Genomic DNA, 24523 nt, shown 5'->3' on the forward strand with positions numbered 1-24523 from the left:
ACGCGTCTCGGAAGCGCTCGTAAATCCGTTGCGGGCCCGGCCCGTTCCGTGGATAGATGTTCCCCGACGCACAACACGTGCGAACGGCGAGCAGCGAAGGGAGGCGGTCACCATGCGGGTCGAGCAAGCCATACGACGGCGCTCCCCGAGGCCGTGCCTCCCCTGCTCCGCCCCGACCGCCTGAGCGCGGTCGCCCCCTGAACTTCCCCGAGCCGCACCGGGATTCTCTTTCGCGCGGCAACTCCTTCTCCGAACTACCCGACCTCTGGAGGTCGTTCACCCATGTCGTACACCGAAGTACCCGGCATCCGCGTCCCGATCCGGATGTGGACCGACCCGGCGACGGTCGAGGGCGCGGCGCTCCAGCAGCTGCGCAACATCAGCTCCCTGCCCTGGCTGCACGGCCTCGCCGTGATGCCGGACGTCCACCTGGGCAAGGGCGCGACGGTCGGCTCCGTCATCGCCATGAAGGACGCGGTCTGCCCGGCGGCGGTCGGCGTCGACATCGGCTGCGGGATGAGCGCGGTGAAGACCTCCCTCACCGCCAAGGACCTCCCGGACGACCTCTCCGCCCTGCGGAGCAAGATCGAGCAGGCCATCCCGGTCGGCCGCGGCCTGCACACCGACCCGGTCGACCCGGCCACACTGCACGGCTTCCGCGCGGAGGGCTGGGACGACTTCTGGCACCGCTTCGACGACATCGCGGAGGACGTCAAGTGGCGCCGCGAGCGGGCGATGCAGCAGATGGGAACGCTCGGCTCGGGGAATCACTTCGTCGAGGTCTGTGTGGATATGTCAGATTCGGTGTGGCTGATGCTGCACTCCGGGTCGCGCAACATCGGCAAGGAGCTGGCGGAGCATCACATGACCGTCGCCCGCTCGCTGTCGTACAACCAGGGCCTGGTCGACCGCGATCTGGCGGTCTTCCTCGCGAAGACCCCGGAGATGGCCGACTACCGCCAGGACCTCTTCTGGGCGCAGGAGTACGCGAAGCACAACCGGGCCCTGATGATGGCGCTCTTCCAGGACGTCGTCCGCCGCGAGTTCGACAGGGCGCAGGTCACCTTCGACGAGGTGATCAGCTGCCACCACAACTACGTCTCGGAGGAGCGGTACGACGGCGTCGACCTGCTGGTGACCCGCAAGGGCGCGATCCGGGCCGGCTCCGGTGACCTTGGGATCATCCCGGGTTCGATGGGGACGGGCTCCTACATCGTCCGCGGCCTGGGCAACGCGGCGTCGTTCAACTCCGCCTCGCACGGCGCCGGCCGCAAGATGAGCCGCACCGCGGCGAAGAAGCGGTTCACCACGCGCGACCTGGCCGAGCAGACCGAGGGCGTGGAGTGCCGCAAGGACAGTGGAGTGGTGGACGAGATCCCGGGCGCCTACAAGAACATCGAGAAGGTCATCGAGCAGCAGAAGGACCTGGTCGAGGTGGTCGCGCACCTCAAGCAGGTGGTCTGCGTGAAGGGCTGACGAACGACCGAGGCCCCCGGGTCCCGGGGGCCTCGGTCAGGTCACGTGTCAGGCCGCGGCGGGGAGCTCGTCGAGGCCTTCGGCGACGAGCTTGGCGAGGCGGTCGAGGGCCTCGTCGGCGCCGGGGGCGTCGGAGGCCAGGATGACCTCGTCGCCGCCCTGGGCGCCCAGGGCGAGCAGGCCGAGCATGGAGGCGGCGTTCACCGGGTTGCCGCCCGGCTTGGCGATGGTGATCGGCACGCCGGTGGCCGTGACGGCCCGGACGAAGACGGAGGCGGGACGGGCGTGCAGGCCCTCGGCCCAACCGATGGTGACGCGGCGCTCAGCCATGAGACGTGCCTTTCCGGTGAAGCTGGTCACGGCCGTGCTCGGGCGAGCGGGGGGAACGACCGTGTTGTCTAGACCAGTGTTGCACGCAGGCAACCCCTGCGAGGCGCCGCGTTCGGGACTTGTGATTGTTTCTTTTCGGGGCATAAGGCCCGGCCAGTGGCCCTGTCCACCCTGCCGTGAGCACGCACCCGGCGCCATTCGGCTCGCCGCCGGATAACCTGACGAATGTGGAAGACCCCGCGGTGGCGAACCCCGCGCAACCCGACTATCCGCAGCACTGGGAAGCCGACGTCCTGCTGCGCGACGGCGGCACGGCCCGGATCCGGCCGATCACCCCCGGCGACGCCGGGCGGCTGGTGGAGTTCTACGAACAGGTCTCCGACCAGTCCAAGTACTTCCGCTTCTTCGCTCCCTATCCGCGGCTCTCCGACAAGGACGTCCGCCGCTTCACCCACCACGACTTCGTGAACCGGGTCGGCCTCGCCGTGGTGGTCCGGGACCACTTCATCGCGACCGTCCGCTACGACCGGATCGACGCGGACGGCCGCCCCTCCGACCACGGCACCGACGCCGAGGTCGCCTTCCTGGTCCAGGACGCCCACCAGGGCCGCGGCGTGGCCTCCGCGCTGCTGGAGCACATCGCGGCGGTGGCCCAGGAGCGGGGCATCCGCCGCTTCCAGGCCGAGGTGCTGCCGGAGAACCGCAAGATGGTGAAGGTCTTCACCGACGCCGGCTACACCCAGAGCCGCAGCTTCACCGACGGCGTGGTGCACCTGGAATTCGCCCTCGAACAGACCGACCGCTCACTCGCCGTGATGCGCGCCCGCGAGCACCGCGCCGAGGCCCGCTCGGTGCAGCGGCTGCTGACCCCGCGCTCGGTGGCGGTGATCGGCGTCTCCCGCAACCCGCAGACCGTCGGCCGGGCCCTGCTGCGCGACCTGCTCGGCAGCTTCGACACCGAGTTCGAGAGCCGCTACGAGCCCAAGGACGCCCCGCGCACCGTCTACGCGGTGAACCGCAGCGCCCCGCCCGGCACCGAGCTGGACGGCGTCCCGGTGCACCGCTCGATTCTGGACATTCCCGGGCCGGTGGACCTCGCGGTGATCGCCGTCCCCGAGAGCGTCGTCCCGGCGGCCGTCGCCGAGTGCGGCGCGCACGGCGTGCAGGGCCTGGTGGTGGTCACTGCCGGCTACGCCGAGACCGGCCCGGAGGGTCGCGACCGCCAGCGCGCCCTGGTCCGCCAGGCCCGCGCGGCGGGCATGCGGGTGATCGGCCCGAACGCCTTCGGCCTGATCAACACCGACCCCGACCGCCCGCTGAACGCCTCGCTCGCCCCGCACCTGCCGGACCGCGGCGGCTTCGGGATCTTCTGCCAGTCCGGGGCGATCGGCGTGGCCCTGCTGGAGTCCGCCCACCGGCGCGGCCTCGGCGTCTCCTCCTTCGCCTCGGTCGGCAACCGTTCGGACGTCTCCGGCAACGACTTCCTGCAGTACTGGGCCGAGGACGAGGCCACCGAGGTGGTGCTGCTCTACCTGGAGTCCTTCGGCAACCCCCGCAAGTTCACCCGGATCGCGCGCCGGCTGGCCACCGCCAAGCCGGTGGTGGTGGTCAAGGGCGCCCGCCACACCGGCAGCCTGCCGCCCGGCCACGCCGTCCCGGCCACCGCCACCGGCCTGCGCGACGCCACCGTGGACGCGCTGTTCGAACAGGCCGGGGTCACCAGGGTGGCGACCATCACCGAGCTGTTCGACACCGGGGAGCTGCTCGGCCGGCAGCCGCTGCCGCCCGGCGACCGGGTCGCCGTGGTCGGCAACTCCGACTCGCTGGGCCTGCTCACCTACGACGCCTGCCTGAGCGCCGGGCTGCGCCCGTGCACGCCGGTCGACCTCACCACCGCCGCGACCGGCGAGAACTTCCGGATCGCCCTGGACGTCGCGCTCAGCGACCCGGCCGTGGACGCGGTGATCGCCGTCGCCATCCCGCCGATCGGCACTTCCGCGCACGCCTTCATGGGCGGCCGGCTGACCGGCCCGGACGACCCCGAGATGGGCTCGGACGACCCGGAGATCGCCACCGCCCTGCTCGAAGCGGGCGAGCGGGCGCGGGAGTTGGGCAAGCCCCTGGTACTGGCCCACCTGGCCCTGACCGACCTGCCGACCCGGCTGCGCCCGGGCGGGATCCCGGCCTACGCGGCGCCCGAGCGGGCCGTGCGCGCCCTCGCGCACGCCGTGCACTACGCGGAGTGGCGCCGCCGCACCGCCGCGGCGGAGGAGACGGCGCGCGTCCCCGACCTGGACCGGATCGACCAGCCCGGCGCCCGCGCCCTGGTGGACGCGGCGCTCAGCACCCGCACCGCGGTCGCCGCGCGCACCCAGCCCGGCGGCGCCCGGATCACCCTGTCCGACTCCGAGGCGCGACTGCTGCTGGCCCGCTACGGGATCGACGTCTCGCCCACCCTGCCCGCCCCCGACGAGCAGGAGGCTGTCCGGGCCGCCGGTCAGCTCGGCTACCCGGTGGCCCTGAAGGCGACCGCCCCGCACCTGCGCCACCGCCCCGACCTGGGCAGCGTCCGGCTGGACCTGACCGGCGAGGAGGGCCTGCGCCGCGCCCACCGCGAGCTGGACGCCCTGCTCGGCGGCGCGGTCGGCGCGCAGCTGGTGGTGCAGCGGATGGCCCCGCGCGGCGTGGACACCGTGATCGGCGCCACGGTCGACCCGGCCGTCGGCGCGATCCTGTCCTTCGGCCTGGCCGGTGCCCCCGCCGAGCTGCTCGGCGACGTGGCCCACCGCCTCGTCCCGGCCACCGACCAGGACGTCGCCGGCCTGATCCGCGAGGTGCGGGCGGCACCGCTGCTGTTCGGCTGGCGCGGCGCCGAGGCGGTGGACACCGGCGCGCTGGAGGAACTGCTGCTGCGGGTGTCGCAGTTGGTGGACGACGTACCGGAGATCGCCTCGGTGGACCTCGAACCGGTGGTCGTCGCCCCGCACGGGCTGGCGATCCTGGGGGCGCGGGTGCGGGTCGCCCCGCTGCCCGTCCGCAGCGATCTGGGCCCGCGCGCGATGAGCAGCCTGTAACCTTCCTTGGTTGCGCCTGCCCGTGGGCGCTGATGTCCGAAGCTCGGCGCCGCGCCGCCCGCTTCGTCGGCGGACCATGCCAGGATGGAGTTATGGCGAAGACCGGTACCACCACCACTCAGGACCTGCGCTCGGCGATCGAGCGCAGCGGCTACTACCCGGCCCTGGTGTCCGAGGCGGTCGAGTCCGCGGTGGGCCCGGAGCCGATCAGCTCCTACCTGGTACACCAGGAGACGACCTTCGACTCCAACGAGGTGCGCCGGCACGTGACGGTGCTGGTGCTGACCCCGACCCGTTTCGTGGTGAGCCACACCGACGAGCAGTCGGGCGACGCGGGCAGCCCCGCCGTGCCGTTCGCCACCACCTCGACGGAGAGCGTCCGGCTGGACCGGATCGGCTCGGTCGTGCTGAGCCGGATGGTGGCGAACCCGGAGACGTACACGCCCGGGACGCTGCCGCGCGAGGTGGTGCTGACCATCGGCTGGGGCGCGGTGCAGCGCCTGGACCTGGAGCCGGCCGGCTGCTCGGACCCGAACTGCGAGGCCGACCACGGCTACACCGGTTCGGCCACGGCCGACGACCTCTCGCTGCGGGTGAGCGAGGCCGGGGACGGCCCGGAGACGGTGGCCCAGGCGCTGCTGTTCGCCCGGGCGCTGTCCGACGCGACGATCGACAACGGCCCGCGGGTCTGAGGTCCCGGCCGGGCCCCGTCGCGCCCGGCCACCGAGCCCCGCCGTTCCCGATCGCGCGCCCGCCCGCGGTCCCGCCCGCTACGAATCCGGTTCCATGTCCTTCGCACCCTCCGACGGCTACGACGCCTTCGAGATCCTCGACCCGGCCGACGCCCCCGCGCCCCCGTACGGCAGCGGCTCGCTCTGCGACCTGCTGCCCTCGGTGGCGGCGGGCCTGGGCGTCCCGGGGTTCACCGCGACGCTGCCGATCGCCCCGGCCGACCGGGCGGTGGTCTTCCTGGTGGACGGCCTGGGCTGGGAGCTGCTGCTGCGCCACCCCGAGTACGCGCCGTTCCTGTCCTCGCTGGCCGGGAGCTCGCTGGGCGGCTCCGGCCGTCCGCTGACCGCGGGCTTCCCGTCGACCACCGCGACCTCGCTGGCCTCGGTCGGCACGGGCACGCCGCCGGGCCTGCACGGCCTGGTCGGGTACACGGTGGCGGTGCCGGGCGCCGACTACCTGATGAACCAGCTGCGCTGGCAGCCGCACACCGACCCGCAGGTCTGGCAGCCGTACCCGACGGTGTTCGAGCAGACCCACCGGGCCGGGGTGGCGACCGCCCAGGTGTCCTCTCCGTTGTTCGCCCAGACCCCGCTGACCAGGGTGGCGCTGTCCGGCGGGACCTTCCTGGGCCGCACCACCGGCGAGGAGCGGATGGACCTGGCCGCCTCCTGGCTGGCCGAGCACGACCGGGCGCTGGTGTACACCTACGTCAGCGAGCTGGACGGCGCGGGCCACCGCTTCGGGGTGGACTCCGACGAGTGGCGGATGACGCTGGACGCGGTGGACCGGCTGGCCCGCCGCCTGGCCGAGCAACTGCCGCCGCGGTCGGCGATGTACGTGACGGCCGACCACGGCATGATCGACATCGCCCCCGAGGACCGGATCGACTTCGACGAGGACTGGGAGCTCGGTGCCGGCGTCGCCCTGCTCGGTGGCGAGGGCCGGGCCCGGCACGTGTACGCGGTGCCCGGTGCCGCGGCCGACGTGCACACGGTCTGGAGCGAGGTGCTGGGTGACCGGATGTGGGTGGCCACCCGGGACGAGGCGATCGCGGCGGGCTGGTTCGGCCCGACCGTCGACGAGCGGGTGTACCGGCGGATCGGCGACGTGGTCGCCGCGGCGCGCGACGACATCGCGATCATCGCCTCCCGCAACGAGCCCGGCGAGTCCGCGATGATCGGCCTGCACGGCTCGATGACCCCGGTCGAACAGTTCGTGCCGCTGCTCGAAGTCCGGGGCTGAGGCGGACCCTTGACCCCTTCGTGCCCGAACCCCCTTGATGTGAAAGGCCCTTGCTCCACCCATGGCTGAACTGGTGTTCTTCTCGGGCACGATGGACTGCGGCAAGTCGACGCTGGCGCTGCAGATGGACCACAACCACGCCGCGCGCGGCCGGCAGGGCGTCATCCTGACCCGCAACGACCGGGCCGGCGCCGCCACCATCTCCAGCCGGCTGGGCCTGCGCGCCGACGCGGTCGAGGTGACGGACGACTTCGACTTCCACGGGCACGTGGTGCAGCGGCTGTCGGCGGGCGGCCGGGTGGACTACCTGATCTGCGACGAGGCCCAGTTCTTCGCCGCCGAGCAGGTGGACCAACTGGCCCGGGTGGTCGACGAGCTGGACATCGACGTCTACACCTTCGGCATCACCACCGACTTCCGCACCCGGCTGTTCCCCGGCTCGCAGCGGCTGATCGAGCTGGCCGACCGGGTGGAGGTGCTCCAGGTCGAGGCGCTCTGCTGGTGCGGCGCGCGGGCGACCCACAACGCCCGTACGGTCGGCGGCGTGATGGTGGTCGAGGGCGCCCAGGTGGTGATCGGCGACATCTCGGTGAGCGAGGACGAGATCGGCTACGAGGTGCTGTGCCGCCGCCACCACCGCCGCCGGATGACCGCCGCGACCGCTCGCGCCTCGGTGCTCTCCCCGGACGTGCTGCCCTTCGAGGAGCAGCAGGCCTAGTTCGCCGTTTCGAGCACCGAGAAGTGCCCGCCCTGCGGGTCGGCGAGGCGGGCGGCGCGGCCGCGGGCGGTGTCGTGCGGCTCGACCAGGACGCGGCCGCCGAGTTCGACGGTGTGGCGGGTGGTCAGCTCGGCGTCCCGGACGGCGAAGTGGGTGCGCCAGCGCGGCGGGTGGCCGCGCAGGTCGGCGCGGTGGCGGATGCCCGCGACCGGGCGGCCGTGCACCAGCAGTGCGCTCTCGTCGGCAGTGGGCCGGACCGGTCGGTCGAGCACGGCACCGTAGAAGACGGCGGCGCCGTCGGCGTCCGGGGTGAGCAGTTCGGCCCAGGCGGGGCCGCCAGGTTCCGTCCCGGCCTCCCGGCCGAGGTGTTCCTCGGCCTGCCAGAGGCCGAAGACGGCGCCGGAGAGGTCGGCGGCGATGGCCATCCGCCCGGCGTCGTCGGCCTGCAGCGGCCCGACCGCGACGGTGCCCCCGCACTCGCGCACCAGTTGGGCGGTGCGGTCGGCGTCGTCGACGGCGAAGTAGGTGGTCCACTGCACCGGGAAGCCGGTGGTGCTGGAGACGCCGAGGCCGGCGACGGGGGTGCCGTCGAGCTCGGCCCGGACGTAGGCGCCGAGTTGGCCGGGCCCGGGGGAGTACGTCCAGCCGAGCAGCTCACCGTAGAAGGCACGCGCGCCGGGCAGGTCGTCGGTCAGCAGGCTGACCCAGCAGGGCGTGCCCTGGGCCAGTCGGAGTTCCACCGCGGGCAATGCGGGCCTCCTCACGGGTGTTCGGCGCACGGAGATCCGGGCGCGCGAGGGTGATGCTTCCACCCTGGCGCGCGCCCAACCCTCGAACCGCGCGGAAAGTCCGGCAAAGAGCGCACAAAGAGCCGCGGTTCGGGCGCGCTGCGCGACAATGGCCGGCATGACCACCTTCAACGACGGTTCCCCGCTGATCTCCGCGGCCGGGCTGCGGGAGGCGCTCGCCTCCGCGCGGCCGCCGGTGCTGCTGGACGTGCGCTACCAGTTGGTCGGTGCCGCGCCGGGCGGCCCGACCGCGGCCGAGGAGTACCGGGCCGGGCACCTGCCCGGTGCCCACTTCGTCGAGTTGGACCGGGACCTCGCGGCCCCGCCCGGTGCCCCGGGCCGGGGCGGGCGCCACCCGCTGCCGGATCCGGAGGAGTTCGGCGCGGCGATGCGCGGGTTCGGGGTGAGCCCGGGCCGTCCGGTCGTGGTGTACGACGGTGCGGCGTCGATGGCGGCGGCCCGGGCCTGGTGGCTGCTGCGCTGGGCCGGGCACCCGGACGTCCGGGTGCTGGACGGCGGCTTCGCGGCCTGGCGGGCGGCCGGGCTGCCGGTGACGGCCGAGCTGCCGGAGCCGGTGGAGGGTGATTTCAAGCCCGTACCGGGGCAGTTGCCGACGCTGGACGCGGACGGTGCCGCGGCCCGGGCGCGCAGCGGTCTGCTGCTGGACGCCCGGTCGGGGGAGCGCTACCGGGGCGAGAGCGAGCCGGTGGATCCGCGGGCCGGACACATCCCGGGCGCGGTGTCGGCGCCGACCGCCGAGAACGTCGGCCCGGACGGCAGGTTCCGTCCGGCGGCCGAACTGCTGGCGCGGTTCCGGGCGTTGGGCGCGGGGGAGCGCGAGGTCGCGGTGTACTGCGGTTCGGGCGTGACGGCGGCGCACCAGATCCTGGCGATGGAGGCGGCGGGCCTGGACGCGGTGCTGTACCCGGGTTCGTGGAGCGAGTGGTCGAGCGACCCGGGCCGCCCGGTGGCGGTGACCGACCAGCCGGGCTGACCCCGGAGGGGCGGGAGGCCAGGCCTCCCGCCCCTCCGGCACGCGTGGGGTACTACTCCTGCTTCTTGCGCCGGCTGCCGAAGACGATCTCGTCCCAGCTGGGCACGGTGGCCCGGCGGCCGGGCCGGACGCCGTCCGCCTCGGCCTGCCGGTCGGTGGTGCCGACCAGGCGTTCGCGGTGCGGGGCGACGGCGCGCGGCATCAGGATGTCGGCGTAGGCGGAGCCCGCGCCGACCGCCGGGGCGGCGGCCGCGGCCGGCTCCTCGGTCTCCTCGGCGACCTCGGCGGGCACCGGTTCGATCGGGGCGGGGCCGCCCACGGCGAGGTCGCCGCGGAAGGCCGGGACGACGTCGAGCAGGCTGGTCAGCGAGTCCCGGGACTCGGCGGTGGCCTCGCGCGACTCGCGGACCTCGCGGGCCGACATGATGCGGTCGGCGGAGGGCCGGTCGATCATCGGGCGGGGCGGCCGGTCCTGGGGGAGCCGGGCGATCCGCGGGATGAACGGGAAGACCGAGTCCTCCTCGCGCTCGACCGTCTCGCCGATCAGCGCGCGGGCCTCGTCGTCGTTGGGCTGGACCAGGCGCCGGGGCGGGTCGTACGTCCAGGACGCGCTGCGGCCCTCGCCGTCGGCGCGGTAGGAGAGGATGACCTCCCAGGTGCCGTCGTCGCGCCGCCAGGAGTCCCAGCGTTCGGTGTCCTTCTCGGCGCCGCGCAGGGCGAGCCGCTCGGCGACGGCCTCGCCGAGCTGCGGCCCGGGGGACTCGCCGTTGCGGCGGATGGCGGTCTTGCGGGCGCGCTCGGCCATGAAGGCGCGTTCGGCGAGGACCGGTCCTTCGAAGCGGCGGACCCGGTCGACGGAGATGCCGGCGGCCTGGGCGACCTCCTCGGCGGAGGCTCCGGCTCGTATCCGGGCCTGGATGTCCCGGGGGCGGAGGTGGCTCTCGACCTCGATCTCGATCTGGCCGAGGCGCGGCCGGTCGCCGCGGATGGCGGCGCGCAGCCGCTCGTCGATGGGGAGGGTGTACTCCGTGCTGTCGGCAGCCTTGAGCACCAGCCGTGTGCCGTCGTTGCTGACGGCCACAACCCGCAGTTCGGGCACGGTCACCTCCCGGGTTGTGCCTGCCGACGTCACCTGCGTCGCTGCTCCCGTACTGAGTGTGGCCTGCCCACTCGCGACTGGCCACAACCTTGCTGAGTTCCCCGGCGTGTCGGGCTTACGCCCTGCCACACCGCTGTGGCACGGTTGCCTTTTTGCCACGTCATCCGTCGACGTCGCGCCTGGGCGTCCCGGCCGTCCTCGCACGCGGAGTGTTCGCGACGATCCGGGACCGGCGTCGCCGTGCGTGCCCGCTCAGTGGCTCTTCGTCAAGCTGCCGGTGAAGGCACAGTCGACAAGTCGACCCAAGGCTCGGGCTTTACGAACAGTACTCCATTCGTGGCATCCGGAGGGGCGGCTCGCCGCTCAAGTCTCCCGCGATTCACGGGAATCTCAAGAGCGCGCGCCCCCGATGGCGGACCACCGGCGGATGAACGGTGATCATCTTCACACAATCCGGGACCGGAGAACCGCATTTTCGTCCCTTGTGTCCTTCTTTGTGCAAGATGGAGAGGCTTGTTCGAGTTGCAGTCGTACGGACCGAGGGATGTTGATGCCGGAGCGGAGCCCCGCCGAGGAGGGCGGCAAGGAGGAGCGCAAGCGGATCGACCTGAGTGTGGCTCAGGTCGCGGCGAGCGCGCTGGCCGCGGTGGTGGGCGCGCTGCTCGCCTCCGAACTCGGCGTGTACGGCACGATCATGGGTGCCGCGGTGGTCAGCATGGGGGCCACCACCGGCGGCGCGGTGTTCCAGCACGTGTTCCGGCGGACCGGTGAGCAGCTGCGCGACGCGGTGGACCGCGGGCCGAACCAGACGGTGAACGGCCTGCGCCAGGTCCCGGTGGAGCAGCAGCACCCGGCTCAGGAGCTGACGCGGGGACCGGCCGGGCCGCCGGTGATCACCTCGGAGTGGAACGAGCCGCAGGTGGTGCGGGCGCGCCGGCGGCTGGGCTGGCAGGGCTACGCGGCGGTCTCCGGTCTGGTCTTCGCCCTGGCGATGACGCCGATCCTGGCGTTCGAGCTGGTCACCGGGCAGCCGGTGGCGGCGACGGTGAAGGGCGAGTCGGGCGACGGGACCTCCTTCGGCGGCACGGTGACGCGCAAGGACCCGGCCCCGCAGGACGGGCCGTCGCAGCGCCCGTCCACCGGGCACGGCTCGCAGGACACGCCGTCCGGCGGGGCCTCGGCCCCGGCGACGCGGCCGGGTCGGGAGCCGACCGCCACCCCGAGCAGCGGTGCGGGCGGGAGCGCCTCGCCCTCGGCGGGCCCGAGTTCGAGCGCGAGCCCGTCGGCCGGCGCCTCGCCGTCGGCGGGCGGCTCGGGCAGGCCCACCAGTGAGACCACCCCGCAGCCGCCCGTGCCGAGCAACGCCCCGGCGAACGCGACGGTGGCGCCTCCCCCGCCCGCCACCGCGACCCCCTGACGCCCCGGCTTCCTAGGCGCCCAGCACCCGCCGCAGGTAGTCGTTGCCGAAGACGCGCCGGGGGTCGACCTCGTCGCGCAGCGCGGTGAAGTCCCCGAAGTGCGGGTAGACGCCCGCCAGGTACTCGGCGTCGCGGGTGTGCAGCTTGCCCCAGTGCGGTCGGCCCTGATGGGCGGTCATCAGCTCTTCCACGCCGGTGAAGTAGCCCTGGTCGCGGGTGCCCCGGTAGAGGTGGACGGCGATGTAGGCGCTGTCCCGGCCGGAGGCGGTGGAGAGCCAGAGGTCGTCGGCGGGGGCGAAGCGCACCTCGACCGGGAAACTGACCTTCCAGTCGGAGCGTTCGACCAGGGCCTTCAGTTCGCGCAGCACCCCGGCGACGGCCGCGCGCGGGACGGCGTACTCCATCTCCAGGAAGCGGACCCGGCGCGGGCTGGTGAACACCTTGTACGCGGTGTCGGTGTAGCTGCGGTCGGACCAGGCGCGGCTGGCGAGCGAGGCGATCGAGGGCACGGTGGCGGGGAAGCGGCGGCCGACCCGGCAGGCGCCCTCCCAGACGGTGTTGGAGAGGAAGTCGTCCTCCAGCCACTCCTTGAACCGGGGCAGCGGGGCGGCCGGCCCCTGGCTGCGGTTGTTGCGCTTGGTGGAGCAGCGGTCGGTGTGCGGGAACCAGTAGAACTCGAAGTGCTCGTTGACGGCGGTGAGGTCGTCGAGGCGTTCCAGCACCTCGTCGAAGGTCATCGGCTGCTCGTGGGCGGTGAGCAGGAAGGCCGGTTCGACGCCGAAGGTGAGGGCGGTGATCACGCCGAGGGCGCCGAGGCCGAGCCGGGCGCCCTGGAAGAGCCGGGGGTTCTCGGTGGGGGAGCAGTGCCGGACGCTGCCGTCGGCGAGCACGATCTCCAGGGCGCGGATCTGGGCGGCGAGCGAGCCGGAGTCGCGGCCGGTGCCGTGGGTGCCGGTGCTGGTGGCGCCGGCGACGGTCTGGACCTCGATGTCGCCCATGTTGGTGAGGGAGAGGCCCTCGGCGGCGAGCAGCCGGTTGAGGCGGCTGAGCGGGAGGCCGGACTCGACGGTGACGGTGCCGGCCTCGCGGTCGAGCTCGCGGACGGCGGTGAGGGCGTGCGGCTGGATCAGCAGGCCGTCGCCGGGGGAGGCGATCGCGGTGAAGGAGTGGCCGGAGCCGACGGCCTTGACGCTGCGGCCCTGGTCGGCGGCGCGGGCGATCTCCCTGGCCAGTTCCGCGGCGGTGCCGGGGGTGGCGGTCCGGGCCGGCCGGGCGTTCTGGTTGCCGGCCCAGTTGGTCCACCGGGTGGGGGTCGCGGTGCTGGCCTGGGGCATTGCGCTGCCTCCTGCTCCGTGGCCGATCGGGTCGGCGCGGTCCGGTGCGGCCCGGCCCGTCGGATTCCGGGAGACAGGCCCTACCCGCGGGTACGGGCCGCGGGTAGGGCGAGATTAGTCAGTTCACCGTTCGACGTCTACGGGTCGGCCGGGTGTTCCGCCGGCCAGGTCGGTGGGCTGCGGGGCGTCGAGTCCGGCGCGCAGTCGGCCGAGTCCGGCCAGGGCGGCGAGGGCCCCGAGCACGCCGGCGGTCAGCGGGACCCAGTAGCCGGCGGCGGCGCCGGAGGCGTCGATCACCCAGCCCGCGGCGGAGGAGCCGACCGCGACGCCGAGGGCCAGGCCGGTGGTGGTCCAGGTCATGCCCTCGGTGAGCTGGGCGGCCGGGACGAGCCGTTCGACCAGGGCCATCGCGGTGATCAGGGTGGGGGAGATGGCGATGCCGGCGACGAGCAGGGCGGCGCCGACCGCGACGAGTCCGCCGATGCCGTGCACGGTGTGGGCGACCAGCAGGATCGGCACCATGCTGAGCGCCATGAACAGCACGCCGAGGAAGAAGCGCTTCGCCATCGAGCCGGTGAGCTTGACCGCGCCGAACACCACCCCGGCCAGGCAGGAGCCGAGCGCCCACAGGGCGAGGATCACGCTGGAGACCGACTTGTGCCCCTGGGCCTCGGAGTAGGCGACGGTGACCACCTCGACCGAGCCGAAGATCGCGCCGGTGGCGACGAAGGTGAGGATCAGCACCTGGAGGCCGCGGTTGCGGATCACCGAGCTGCCCTGGTGCCGGGCGGCCTCGTGGACCGGGGGCTCGGTGGAGCGCTGGCCGGCGAACAGCAGCACGCCGACGGTCAGGAAGATCCCGGCGAGCAGCACGCCGGCCTCCGGGAAGACGGAGGTGGCCAGGCCGATGGAGAGGATCGGGCCGACGATGAAGCAGACCTCGTCGACCACGGCCTCGAAGGAGTAGGCGGTGTGCAGCCGGTCGGGGTCCTCGCGGTAGAGGTGCGCCCAGCGGGCGCGGACCATGGCGCCGGTGCTCGGCATCACGCCCATGCCGGCGGCGAACACGAACAGCGTCCAGTCCGGGGCGTTCAGCCGGGCGCAGAGCAGCAGGCCGACGACGGAGCCGATGGTGAGGGCCATGGCCGGGACGATGATCCTGGCCTGGCCGTGCCGGTCCACCAGGCGGGAGACCTGGGGGCCCAGGATCGCGGCGGAGACGGCCAGGGCCGCCGAGACGAGTCCGGCCACGCCGTACGAGCCGCGCAGTTGGGACAGCATGGTCACGATGCCGATGCCGGTCATCGAGATCGGCAGTCGGGAGACGAAGCCGGTGGAGGAGAAGGCCACGGTGCCGGGCGCGGCGAATATTCGGCGGTAGCTGGACAGCACGGGAGCTCCGGGCAGGGGGGTAAGGAACAAGGCTGGTCAAGACAGCTTACGTACGTTGGCAAACGGTATTTTCCGGACGCCCGCGCGGCCCCGGCGCCGGTGTCCGACCCCTCAGTGGCAGGATCGGTGCCATGTCCGACGCGCGCAAACCCTCCTCCTCCGGCGCCGCCCCGTACGACGCCCTGCTGCTGCTGTCCTTCGGCGGGCCCGAGGCCCCCGAGGACGTCGTCCCGTTCCTGGAGAACGTCACCCGGGGCCGCGGCATCCCCAAGGAACGGCTCAAGGAGGTGGGCAAGCACTACTTCATGTTCGGCGGCGTCAGTCCGATCAACGAACAGAACCGGGAGCTGCTCACCGCCCTGCGCAAGGACTTCGCCGAGCACGGGCTGGACCTGCCGGTGTACTGGGGCAACCGCAACTGGGCCCCGTACCTGGTGGACACCCTGCGGGAGATGGCCGGGGCCGGCCACCGGCGGATCGCCGTGCTCGCCACCAGCGCCTACGCCGGCTACTCGGGCTGCCGCCAGTACCGGGAGAACCTGGCCGACGCGCTGGCCGCCCTCGCCGAGGAGGGCGTCCCGGTACCGACCGTCGACAAGCTGCGGCACTTCTACAACCACCCCGGCTTCGTCGAGCCGATGATCGAGGCCACCCTGGCGGCCCTGGCCGAGCTGCCCGAGGCGGTCCGGCCCGGCGCCCGGCTGGCCTTCACCACCCACTCCATCCCGGACGCGATGGCCGAGACCTCCGGCGCCCCGGACGACCCGGCCCGGGGCACCCCCGGCGGTGCCTACGTCGCCCAGCACCTGGACGTGGCCCGGCTGATCGCGGCGGCCGTCGCCGAGCGCACCGGCGTGGCCGACCGGCCGTGGCAGCTGGTGTTCCAGAGCCGCAGCGGCGCCCCGCACATCCCGTGGCTGGAACCGGACATCTGCGACCACCTGGAGGCCCAGCACGCCGACGGCGCGCCGGCCGTGGTGATGATCCCGATCGGTTTCGTCTCCGACCACATGGAGGTCAAGTACGACCTCGACACCGAGGCCGTCGCCAAGGCCGCCGAACTGGGCCTGCCGGTCTCCCGCGCGGCCACCGTCGGCGCCGACCCGCGGTTCACGGCCGCGGTGCGCGAGCTCGTCCTGGAGCGGGCCGCCGTCGAGCGCGGCGAGGGCGTGACCCGCTGCGCCCTCGGCGCCCTCGGCCCCAGCCACGACGTGTGCGCGGTGGCCTGCTGCCCCAACCCGCGCGCCCCGCGCCCGGCCGCCGCCGAGCGCTGACCCCCTTCCGGAGGAGAATCCCGTGCCCACCCCCGCCCAGCCCGACGACCGGCTCCTCGACGACCTGCTCGACGTGGCCCTGGACGCGGCCCGCCGGGCCGGCGCCCTGCTGCGCGACGGCCGCCCCGCCGACCTCGGCGTGGCCGGCACCAAGAGCAGCCCGGTCGACGTGGTCACCGAGATGGACATCGCCTCCGAGAAGCTCGTCCTGGAGCTGATCGCCGACCGCCGCCCCCAGGACGGCTACCTGGGGGAGGAGGGCGCCGAGCGGCCCGGCACCAGCGGGGTGCGCTGGGTCGTCGACCCGCTCGACGGCACGGTCAACTACCTGTACGGGCTGCCCTCCTGGGCGGTCAGCGTGGCCGCCGAGGTGGACGGCCGGGCCGTCGTCGGGGTGGTGTACGCGCCGGCCCGCGGCGAGCTGTTCCACGCCGTGCTGGGCCGCGGCGCCCACCTCGACGGCCGGCCGATCTCGACCCGCCCGGCCCCGCCCTGGGGCCAGGCGCTGATCGCCACCGGCTTCAACTACGTCCAGCCGGTGCGGGTGCGCCAGGCCGAAGTGCTGCTGGCCCTGATGCCCGAGGTGCGGGACGTCCGCCGGGCCGGGGCGGCCGCCGTCGACCTGTGCGACGTGGCCGCCGGGCGGCTGGACGGCTACTACGAGCGCGGCCTCGCCCCCTGGGACCGCGCGGCCGGCTGCCTGATCGCCACCGAGGCCGGTGCGCTGGTCGGCGGCCGCCCCGGGCACGGCCCGGACGGCGAGCTGACCGTGGCCGCGGCCCCGGGCGTGTACCAGCCCCTGCAGGAGCGGCTGGCCGCGCTGCGCGCCTGGGCGGACTGACCCGGCCCCGGCGAGGCCCCCGCGGACGGGCGAGCGGCCGGCGGCCGGACATGCGAAGAGCCCTGGCACACGGGGGATGCCAGGGCCTGGGGTTTCGCACGGCCCCCGCAGGGCCGCTGGTGCCGGAGTGCCGGCGTCGGGTCAGGCGGCGGTGCGGTGGCGGTCCAGCACGGTGTCCACACCGTGCTCGGCGGCCAGACGACGGAGGTCGTCCAGCTCGGACTGCTCCACCTCGGCGAGGAACTCGTCCCCGGCCTCGATCGCGCGGTGCAGGTCCTGCTCGGCATTGGCTATGCGCTGCAGGATTCCGGCCTTGAAGGCGTCCATACGGGCCCCCTTACTGTGTCGGACGTGCACGGTCGTGCGCTCTCCGCCCCGAGGAGGGTCCAGCCGGTGAATGCGCCCGGTCCGACGAGTGGTGGATCTCCGGTCGGGCGCGGAGACGGCCCTTCGGCCGCTCCCGGTGAATTCCCAGCCCCAGGGCCGGCGCGGATGAACGCACGGCGGGTGGGTGCGATCGGCCAACAGCCAGATCGCGGGTGTGCAGCTGTCCTCCCCGCCCGGGGAGCCGGGAAACCTCCCGGCGGAAGAAAGTTGCCCGTGTCACAGTCCAAGCGGAGCGTTCCCGGCACGAACGGTCACCGCCGCGGGGCCCGGGCCTCCTGCCCGAGGGGCAGCTTATCGCTGCTTTACCGCAGGACCAGGCAGGATGGAGGCACCGTCGGAGCCGTGCGTCCGCTTCCGGGGCCGGCCTGGAGAAGGGACAACGACCGTGCGGGTTCTCGTCGTCGAGGACGAGCAGCTGCTCGCCGAGGCTGTCGCGACCGGCCTGCGCCGCGAGGCGATGGCCGTCGACGTGGTGTACGACGGGGAGGCCGCGCTCCAGCGCATCGCGGTCAACGACTACGACGTGGTGGTCCTGGACCGGGACCTCCCGCTGGTCCACGGCGACGACGTCTGCCGCAAGGTGGTCGAGCAGGGCCTGGCCACCCGGGTGATCATGCTGACCGCCTCCGGCGACATCAGCGACCGGGTCGAGGGCCTGGAGATCGGCGCCGACGACTACCTTCCGAAGCCGTTCGCTTTCAGCGAACTCGTCGCCCGGGTAAGGGCGCTGGGCCGGCGCGCGACCGTCCCGCTGCCCCCGGTGCTGGAGCGGGCCGGGATCTCGCTCGACCCCGGCCGGCGCGAGGTGATCCGGGAGGGGCGCACCGTCCAGCTCGCCCCCAAGGAGTTCGCCGTCCTGGAGGTGCTGATGCGGGCCGGCGGCGCCGTCGTCTCCGCCGAGCAGCTCCTGGAGAAGGCCTGGGACGAGCACACCGACCCGTTCACCAACGTCGTGCGGGTCACCGTGATGACGCTGCGCCGCAAGCTCGGCGACCCGCCGGTGATCGTCACCGTGCCCGGTTCCGGCTACCGGATCTGACCGGAACCCGCTCCCCGGAGTCCGTCCCCCCGTAGTCCGGCCCGCCGGACTCCGCCCCGGGATCCGCCCCCGAGGATCCCCCGCCGTACCCAGCGCCCGCCCCCGGCGGACGCCCGAGAGGACCATCATGACCACCCCGCCGCCCCCGGCCGGCGGGCCCTCCGGCGCGCCCGCCGGCGGCCCGCGAGCCGTACCGCCCAAGCCCGTGCACCCGCCCCGCCAGTCCCGCCCGCACCAGCCGGAGACCTACGTCCCCGGTGACGGCCTGCTCGCCTGGCTGCCGTTCCGGCCGACCATCCGGATGCGGCTCACCCTGCTGTACGGCGGGATGTTCCTGATGGCCGGCGTGGTGCTGCTGCTGGTCATGTACTTCTTCGTCCAGCAGTCGCTCCAGGAGGTCGGCCAGCCGCACCTCAGGCTCACCGGACCGGGCATCTCCGTGCTCACCCCGGACGGCCAGGTCCTGACCAACCAGAGCGCGCTCGACCAGTGGCTGAACGACAACAAGTCCATCCAGGCCGCCGCGGCGCTCAACACCCTGCTGCGCAAGCTGCTCACCGTGCTGGTCTGCCTCGCCGTGATCGCCTTCGCGGCCGGCTACGCGATGGCCGGCCGGGTGCTGCGACCGCTCGGCCGGATCACCCGCACCGCCCGTGACGTCGCCTCCTCCGACCTGCACCGCCGGATCGAGCTGGACGGCCCGGACGACGAGCTCAAGGAGCTCGCCGACACCTTCGACGACATGCTGGACCGGCTGGACCGCTCCTTCGACTCCCAGCGCCGCTTCGTCGCCAACGCCTCGCACGAGCTGCGCACCCCGCTGGCGATCAACCGCACCCTGCTGGAGGTCCAGCTCTCCGACCCGGCCGCCTCGCCCGACCTCCAGCAGCTCGGCAAGACCCTGCTGGCCACCAACGAGCGCAGCGAGCAGCTGGTCGAGGGCCTGCTGCTGCTCGCCCGCAGCGAGAACGAACTGACCGACCGGCGCGCCGTGGAGCTGTCCGAGGTGGCCACCCGGGCGCTGGAGCAGACCCGGGGCGAGGCCGACAAGCGGGAGGTCGAGCTGCGCTCCAAGCTCGACCCGGCGGTGGTCGCGGGCAACGGCGTGCTGCTGGAGCGGCTGGCGCTCAACCTGCTGCAGAACGCGGTCCGCTACAACACCGCGGGCGGCTGGGTCGAGCTGGCCACGGCCACCGTGCCGGGCGGCGGCGAGCTGGTGGTCTCCAACACCGGCCCGGTGGTGCCCGGGTACGAGCTGGAGCACATCTTCGAGCCGTTCCGCCGGATCAAGGGCGCCGACCGCACCCGCAGCGACAAGGGGGTCGGTCTGGGCCTGTCCATCGTCCGCTCGGTGGTGCGCGCCCACGGCGGCACCATCGAGGCCACCCCGCGCGCCGGGGGCGGCCTGACCATGCGGGTGCGGATTCCGTCCCCGTAGCCGCCCCTGGCGCCGTTCTGCGCCCCAACAGCCCCGGACGCTGCCGCGTTCCGTGGGCGACCGTTTCCAGCCGCCCCCGCCAGGTCCGTCAAGACGACATAAGGCCTGGCGGGGGCGGCTTGTCTTTTCCGCCCCCAGCAACTTACGGTGTCGTAACCTACGCAACCGTAAGTGCGCCCCGCCGGTCCGTCCGCCGACGGCTCCGACACGACGCGTGCCCGCCCAACGCGCCCGTCCAGCGCGTGTATCCGTCCCCAGGAGCAAGACCGTGACCATCGCCCCTGTGCAGAGCAGCCCCTCGCTCGGATCGAGCGGCTGGACCGACGCGCGGCTGATCCTGGCCCTCGAAGAGGTCGTCGAGAAGGAGCTCAACCGCCACCTGGCCGTGGCCAAGGAGTGGATGCCGCACGAGTTCGTCCCGTGGAGCCAGGGCCGCGACTTCGACGGCGTGCTGGGCGGCGAGGCCTGGTCGCTGGAGCAGTCCCAGGTGACCGCGCTCGGCCGGGTCTCGCTGGTGGTGAACCTGCTCACCGAGGACAACCTCCCCAGCTACCACCACGAGATCGCGACCATGTTCGGCCGCGAGGGCGCCTGGGGCACCTGGGTGCACCGCTGGACCGCCGAGGAGGGCCGGCACGGAATAGCCATCCGCGACTTCCTGCTCGCCACCCGGGCCGTCGACCCGGTGGAGCTGGAGCGGGCCCGGATGTCCCACATGTCCGAGGGCTTCGAGTCCGACAACGCGCACAGCATGCTGCACTCGGTCGCGTACGTGGCCTTCCAGGAGCTCGCGACCCGCATCTCGCACCGCAACACCGGCAAGTACGCGGGCGACCCGCTGTGCGACCAGCTGCTGGCGAAGATCGCCAACGACGAGAACCTGCACATGGTCTTCTATCGGAACCTGTTGAAGGCCGCCCTGGAGATCGCCCCGGACCAGGCCATGCGCGCCATCGCCGACGTGGTGGTCAACTTCCGGATGCCCGGCCACAGCATCCCCGGCTTCGAGCGCGCCGCCGCCCAGATCGCCATCGGCGGGGTGTACAACCTGCGCATCCACCACGACGACGTGCTCCAGCCGGTGCTGCGCCACCTGCGGGTGATGGAGATCGACGGCCTCGGCCCGGAGGGCCTGCTGGCGCAGAACGAGCTGGGCGTCTTCCTGGACGGGCTGGACGACCAGGCGCGCAAGTTCGAGGAGCGCCAGGCCGCGCTGCTGGCCCGCCGGGAGGCGCGCCGCAACGCCGGCTAGGACGTCCGCGGGGGCGCTCCCGCCGAGTCGTCACGCCCCCTGGGGGAGGGGGCGGAGTGGGTGGATTTTCCGTGGTTTGCCCCGGAAGATTCTGAACGTGACCAAGCTCACACCGTGTCGCTCCACGATGCCGGGCGACCCCGGAGAGTGATCACCCCGTCGGGGGTGCCGATCGCCGTCCGTGATCGGAATCCGGCCTGCTGCCGGTCCGTCGGATTGGTCGGCATCCCTGGTGGGCAAGGGATTCGACGGACACCTGTACGGGGTTCGCTCACTGTGAGTCGCCGGATTGGAGGGCGTGCGAGGGGTCGACGATGGCCCTGCGTGAGGCCTTCCGCGCCCCGGAGGATCACCCCAACGGAGCCCTGGCTGAGTGTCGATTGAGTAACGGGGCTTGAAGTAAGGCAAAATCTCCGCCTCGGGTCGGGCACAAGACCGACCCCCCATGCGTTACGTGCGCTGGAGATACCGCACACACCGCACAAACCCGGAGGGGGAGAGCGAAAAATGGCAACCGACTACGACACCCCACGCAAGACCGACGACGAGCTCAACGAAGACAGCATCGAGGAGCTCAAGGCTCGGCGGAACGACAAGGGCGGCGGCTCCGTCGACGTCGACGAGTTCGACGCCGCCGAGGGCATGGAGCTTCCCGGTGCCGACCTCTCGAACGAGGAGCTCGCCGTCCGTGTCCTGCCCAAGCAGGCCGATGAGTTCACCTGCATGAGCTGCTTCCTGGTCCACCACCGCAGCCAGCTGTACAGCGAGAAGAACGGCAACCCGATCTGCCGGGACTGCGGCGCCTGAGCACCGCAGCGGACAGCGCCAGGTGCCCGTGGCTCCCGCGGCACCGGCACACCGCCCCTTCCGGCCCCGGGCAGCGGGGCCGGACGGCAGGTCCGCGGTCCGTCCTGGCGGACGGACCCGGGAGGACGGAGTCGGTCGGCCGCGCGCCGGCCAGGACAAAGTCGTAGGGACGGTCCCGCAGCAGCGGAACCGTCCCTCTCGGTCTTTCGGGGCCCGTTCGCGGGGCCTGCGGTGCGTCGTCAGGTACGGGCGCCGCGTCGGGCCTCCTCCAGCGCCTCGGCCAGCTTCATCGGCGAGCGCGTCGACAGGTAGAGGTACGGCGTCGGGTCGGCCGGATCGCTCACCTCGACCCGCAGCGCCGTCGGGACGTAGCTGCGCAGCAGCATGAAGGCGCGGGGATCGGCCTTCGGACCGCGCCAGGCCGCCGCCTCGGCGGGGCTCAGCGCGTGGGCGGCACCCAGCGCGTCCACCGGGATCCGGGCCGGTCCGGCCACCAGCGAGCCCTGCACCACGCGGATCCGCGCCGAGCCGTAACTGCTGATCGCCACCGCGCCGATGGCGATGCCGGCCACCAGGCCGACCAGGGCGGCCGGCCCGCTGACCCGGATCAGGATCAGCGCCAGGGTCAGACCGACTGCGACCGGGAGCAGCCACCAGGAGCGGGGCACCGTGAGGCGTTCGTCGTACATGCCCCCATTGTGGTCGCCCTGACGCCCGGGGCGGGACGCCACCCCCACCGGAGGCCTTGCTACCCCTGGGTAGGCTGGGGAGCCGTGACCGGTACGACCACCCCCACCACCCCCACCGACCGGTCGGCGCCCGCGGTGCCGCCGACCCCGACCACCCCGCCGCCGGACGCCGTGATCCCGGAGCGCCACCCCCAGGCGCCCGCCCCCGGCACCCACCTCGGCTCCCACTACGAGCACTGCTTCGGCTGCGGCCCCCAGCACCCCGGCGGCCTGCGGATCGACGCGGTCGCCGGCGAGGGCCTGGACGTCACCGCCGAGTTCAGCGTCCGGGACGTGCACCAGGGCGGCCCCGGGCTGGCCCACGGCGGCCTGCTGACCACGGCGATGGACGAGACCCTCGGAACCCTGAACTGGCTGCTGCACGCGCCCGCGGTGACCGGCCGGCTGGAGACCGACTTCCTCAGCCCGGTGCCCGTCGACTCGGTGCTGCACCTGCGCGCCTGGATCACCGGGGTGCACGGCCGCAAGATCTACAGCGCCGCCGAGGGGCGGATCGGCGGCCCGGACGGACCGGTCGCCGTGCGTGCGCAGGCGCTCTTCATCCAGGTGAAGCTGGAACACTTCACCACGCACGGTCGTCCCGAGGACATCGAGAAGGTCCTCGACGACCCGGATCTGATGAAGCGCGCACGAGCCTTTGAGGTGAACCCTTGAGCGAGACCCCCCGTCCGCAGCTGGACGTCCTGATCAGGCGCATCGACGCCGAGCTGCCGCTGCCCGAGTACGCGCAGCCCGGGGACGCCGGTGCCGACCTGCGGACCACCGTCGACGCCGAGCTGGCCCCCGGTGAGCGGGCGGTGCTCCCCACCGGCATCGCCATCGCCCTGCCGGACGGCTACGCGGCCTTCGTCCACCCGCGCTCCGGGCTGGCAGCTCGTTGCGGAGTTGCCCTCGTGAACGCCCCGGGGACGGTCGATGCCGGGTACCGTGGAGAGATCAAGGTGATCGTCGTCAATCTGGACCCGCGCGAGGGGGTCAGCTTCCGCCGAGGGGACCGGATCGCCCAGCTGGTCATCCAGCAGGTCGAGAAGGCCCGCTTCCACGAGGTGGCCGAGCTGCCGGGGTCGGCACGCGCCGAGGGCGGGTTCGGGTCGACCGGTGGCCACGCCGCGGTCTAGCATTCCCGCGGCCTCGCAGGAAGCCGAGCAGGTATTCGCATCGGTCTTGGACCGGGAAGGACAGTGACCGTGTTCCGTCGTCGCCAGAAGAGCGAGGACGCTGTCGAGCAGCTCGCCGACGACGCCATCAGCGCCGACGAGACGGCCGATGACGTCGAAGGTTCCGCCGAGAGCGAGAACGTGACCGAGCTGGACCCGGCCGACAGGGTCGGCCTGCCGGCTGCCCCGCGGCCGGACGGCCCGTGGGACCACTCCGAGCTGGAGACGCCGGAGGAGGGACGAGTCGACCTCGGGGGTCTGCTGGTCCCCGGCGTCGAGGGCATGGAGCTGCGCGTGGAGGTCGCCGGAGACGCGATCGTCGCGGCGACCCTCGTCCTCGGCAACAGCGCCATCCAGCTCCAGGCCTTCGCGGCCCCGAAGTCGGAGGGCATCTGGGGGGAGGTCCGCGAGGAGATCGCCAACGGCATCACCGCGCAGGGCGGCCAGATCGAGGAGGAGGAGGGCCCGCTCGGCTGGCACCTCCGCGCTCAGGTCCCGGTGCAGCTGCCGGACGGCACCCAGGGCGTGCAGCTGGTGCGCTTCGTCGGCTGCGACGGGCCGCGCTGGTTCCTGCGCGGTGTGATCTCGGGCCAGGCCGCCGTGCAGCCCGAGATGGCCGGCATCCTGGAGCAGGTCTTCCGGCAGACCGTCGTCGTCCGCGGCGAGACCCCGATGGCTCCGCGCGACCCGATCGTGTTGAAGCTCCCCGAGGACGCCCAGATGGTCGCCGACGGTGGCGGGGCGGCCGCCGCCGCGGCCGAGGGCGAGGGCCGCTACGGCTCGCTCGACCCGTTCGCGCGTGGCCCGGAGATCACCGAGGTCCGCTGACGGCCTCGCCGGTCGTCACCGCTGACCGGTTGTCACTGCTGATCGCCTCCGCCCGGGCTCCGGGCGGAGGCGATTTGCATGTGGCGGGTCGGTCCCCGTACAGTTCCGGAGTCGCCGCGGGAGACCGGGGCGACAAAGCGGAAAGCGAATCCGA

At 73.3% G+C, this 24523-nt stretch carries 22 protein-coding genes and 1 pseudogene; 16 read left to right on the forward strand and 7 right to left on the reverse strand.

The genetic code is table 11. The annotated features are described in order from the left end of the window. The first annotated feature begins 282 nt into the window (after positions 1-282). Complete coding sequence (locus ACZ58X_RS30295; protein WP_470336769.1) at positions 283-1476, forward strand: RtcB family protein; 1194 nt, start codon at positions 283-285, stop codon at positions 1474-1476. A 48-nt stretch (positions 1477-1524) separates the two neighbouring features. Here the strand turns inward: ACZ58X_RS30295 and ACZ58X_RS30300 are convergent, their stop codons facing one another. Further along, positions 1525-1806 (reverse strand): HPr family phosphocarrier protein, encoded by a 282-nt coding sequence (locus ACZ58X_RS30300; protein WP_350507822.1) that lies wholly within the window; start codon positions 1804-1806, stop codon positions 1525-1527. A 227-nt stretch (positions 1807-2033) separates the two neighbouring features. On the opposite strand from ACZ58X_RS30300, the gene ACZ58X_RS30305 reads away from it, so the two are divergent. From ACZ58X_RS30305 to ACZ58X_RS30320, 4 genes are all read left to right on the forward strand, one after another. After that, entirely contained in the window at positions 2034-4880 is a 2847-nt protein-coding gene (locus ACZ58X_RS30305) for a bifunctional acetate--CoA ligase family protein/GNAT family N-acetyltransferase (RefSeq protein WP_470336770.1), read from the forward strand. A gap of 92 nt (positions 4881-4972) precedes the next feature. Next, complete coding sequence (locus ACZ58X_RS30310; RefSeq protein WP_360237602.1) at positions 4973-5572, forward strand: DUF5998 family protein; 600 nt, start codon at positions 4973-4975, stop codon at positions 5570-5572. A 94-nt stretch (positions 5573-5666) separates the two neighbouring features. After that, positions 5667-6854 carry an alkaline phosphatase family protein gene (locus tag ACZ58X_RS30315; protein ID WP_470336771.1) on the forward strand — a complete coding sequence of 396 codons (1188 nt, stop codon included), beginning with the start codon at positions 5667-5669 and terminating at the stop codon, positions 6852-6854. A gap of 61 nt (positions 6855-6915) precedes the next feature. Further along, positions 6916-7572 carry a thymidine kinase gene (locus tag ACZ58X_RS30320; RefSeq protein ID WP_470336772.1) on the forward strand — a complete coding sequence of 219 codons (657 nt, stop codon included), beginning with the start codon at positions 6916-6918 and terminating at the stop codon, positions 7570-7572. On the opposite strand, the gene ACZ58X_RS30325 is transcribed toward ACZ58X_RS30320, so the two are convergent. Continuing rightward, positions 7569-8312, reverse strand: coding sequence for a VOC family protein (locus ACZ58X_RS30325; protein WP_470336789.1), 744 nt, complete (start codon positions 8310-8312; stop codon positions 7569-7571). The genes ACZ58X_RS30320 and ACZ58X_RS30325 overlap by 4 nt on opposite strands. 166 nt (positions 8313-8478) lie before the next feature. On the opposite strand from ACZ58X_RS30325, the gene ACZ58X_RS30330 reads away from it, so the two are divergent. Continuing rightward, on the forward strand, positions 8479-9354 hold the full coding sequence (locus tag ACZ58X_RS30330; RefSeq protein ID WP_470336773.1) for a sulfurtransferase: 876 nt from the start codon (positions 8479-8481) through the stop codon (positions 9352-9354). A 52-nt stretch (positions 9355-9406) separates the two neighbouring features. Here the strand turns inward: ACZ58X_RS30330 and sepH are convergent, their stop codons facing one another. After that, complete coding sequence (gene sepH / locus ACZ58X_RS30335; protein WP_470336774.1) at positions 9407-10486, reverse strand: septation protein SepH; 1080 nt, start codon at positions 10484-10486, stop codon at positions 9407-9409. 517 nt (positions 10487-11003) lie between these two features. On the opposite strand from sepH, the gene ACZ58X_RS30340 reads away from it, so the two are divergent. Continuing rightward, on the forward strand, positions 11004-11870 hold the full coding sequence (locus tag ACZ58X_RS30340; protein ID WP_470336775.1) for a hypothetical protein: 867 nt from the start codon (positions 11004-11006) through the stop codon (positions 11868-11870). A gap of 12 nt (positions 11871-11882) precedes the next feature. Here ACZ58X_RS30340 and ACZ58X_RS30345 read toward each other — a convergent pair whose 3' ends face one another. Continuing rightward, complete coding sequence (locus ACZ58X_RS30345) at positions 11883-13205, reverse strand: D-arabinono-1,4-lactone oxidase (RefSeq protein WP_470336776.1); 1323 nt, start codon at positions 13203-13205, stop codon at positions 11883-11885. A 123-nt stretch (positions 13206-13328) separates the two neighbouring features. Next, the gene (locus ACZ58X_RS30350) at positions 13329-14597 is read right to left on the reverse strand and encodes an MFS transporter (RefSeq protein ID WP_470336777.1); all 1269 of its coding nucleotides are present in this window, start codon (positions 14595-14597) and stop codon (positions 13329-13331) included. A gap of 131 nt (positions 14598-14728) precedes the next feature. Between ACZ58X_RS30350 and ACZ58X_RS30355 the strand changes: the two genes are divergently transcribed. Both ACZ58X_RS30355 and ACZ58X_RS30360 read left to right on the forward strand, forming a co-directional pair. Beyond that, on the forward strand, positions 14729-15871 hold the full coding sequence (locus ACZ58X_RS30355) for a ferrochelatase (RefSeq protein ID WP_470336778.1): 1143 nt from the start codon (positions 14729-14731) through the stop codon (positions 15869-15871). Between the two features lie 22 nt (positions 15872-15893). Beyond that, positions 15894-16712 (forward strand): inositol monophosphatase family protein, encoded by an 819-nt coding sequence (locus tag ACZ58X_RS30360; RefSeq protein WP_470336779.1) that lies wholly within the window; start codon positions 15894-15896, stop codon positions 16710-16712. A gap of 141 nt (positions 16713-16853) precedes the next feature. Here ACZ58X_RS30360 and ACZ58X_RS30365 read toward each other — a convergent pair whose 3' ends face one another. Further along, complete coding sequence (locus tag ACZ58X_RS30365; protein WP_030285471.1) at positions 16854-17039, reverse strand: hypothetical protein; 186 nt, start codon at positions 17037-17039, stop codon at positions 16854-16856. A 445-nt stretch (positions 17040-17484) separates the two neighbouring features. On the opposite strand from ACZ58X_RS30365, the gene ACZ58X_RS30370 reads away from it, so the two are divergent. The 4 genes from ACZ58X_RS30370 to ACZ58X_RS30385 all read left to right on the forward strand — a co-directional run bounded on the left by ACZ58X_RS30370 (position 17485) and on the right by ACZ58X_RS30385 (position 21635). Beyond that, positions 17485-18138 carry a response regulator transcription factor gene (locus ACZ58X_RS30370; RefSeq protein WP_063349384.1) on the forward strand — a complete coding sequence of 218 codons (654 nt, stop codon included), beginning with the start codon at positions 17485-17487 and terminating at the stop codon, positions 18136-18138. Positions 18139-18265: 127 nt separating this feature from the next. After that, a complete protein-coding gene (locus ACZ58X_RS30375; RefSeq protein WP_470336780.1) occupies positions 18266-19576 on the forward strand; it encodes a sensor histidine kinase in 1311 nt (436 codons plus the stop codon). 268 nt (positions 19577-19844) lie between these two features. Continuing rightward, positions 19845-20828 carry an acyl-ACP desaturase gene (locus tag ACZ58X_RS30380; RefSeq protein ID WP_470336781.1) on the forward strand — a complete coding sequence of 328 codons (984 nt, stop codon included), beginning with the start codon at positions 19845-19847 and terminating at the stop codon, positions 20826-20828. A 507-nt stretch (positions 20829-21335) separates the two neighbouring features. Beyond that, positions 21336-21635 carry a DUF4193 domain-containing protein gene (locus ACZ58X_RS30385; RefSeq protein WP_030057692.1) on the forward strand — a complete coding sequence of 100 codons (300 nt, stop codon included), beginning with the start codon at positions 21336-21338 and terminating at the stop codon, positions 21633-21635. A 239-nt stretch (positions 21636-21874) separates the two neighbouring features. Here ACZ58X_RS30385 and ACZ58X_RS30390 read toward each other — a convergent pair whose 3' ends face one another. Next, positions 21875-22324 (reverse strand): DUF3093 domain-containing protein, encoded by a 450-nt coding sequence (locus ACZ58X_RS30390; RefSeq protein WP_402492174.1) that lies wholly within the window; start codon positions 22322-22324, stop codon positions 21875-21877. A gap of 135 nt (positions 22325-22459) precedes the next feature. Between ACZ58X_RS30390 and ACZ58X_RS30395 the strand changes: the two genes are divergently transcribed. The 3 genes and pseudogenes from ACZ58X_RS30395 to ACZ58X_RS30405 all read left to right on the forward strand — a co-directional run bounded on the left by ACZ58X_RS30395 (position 22460) and on the right by ACZ58X_RS30405 (position 24369). After that, positions 22460-23038, forward strand: a complete 579-nt coding sequence (locus ACZ58X_RS30395; protein WP_470336790.1) for a PaaI family thioesterase — start codon at positions 22460-22462, stop codon at positions 23036-23038. Further along, a pseudogene (gene dut, locus ACZ58X_RS30400) lies at positions 23035-23569 on the forward strand (dUTP diphosphatase). The gene ACZ58X_RS30395 and the pseudogene dut overlap by 4 nt, the downstream one beginning before the upstream one ends. A 2-nt stretch (positions 23570-23571) precedes the next feature. Continuing rightward, on the forward strand, positions 23572-24369 hold the full coding sequence (locus ACZ58X_RS30405) for a DUF3710 domain-containing protein (protein ID WP_470336782.1): 798 nt from the start codon (positions 23572-23574) through the stop codon (positions 24367-24369). Positions 24370-24523 lie beyond the last annotated feature (154 nt).

This window comes from Kitasatospora sp. NPDC040550, assembly GCF_055594965.1.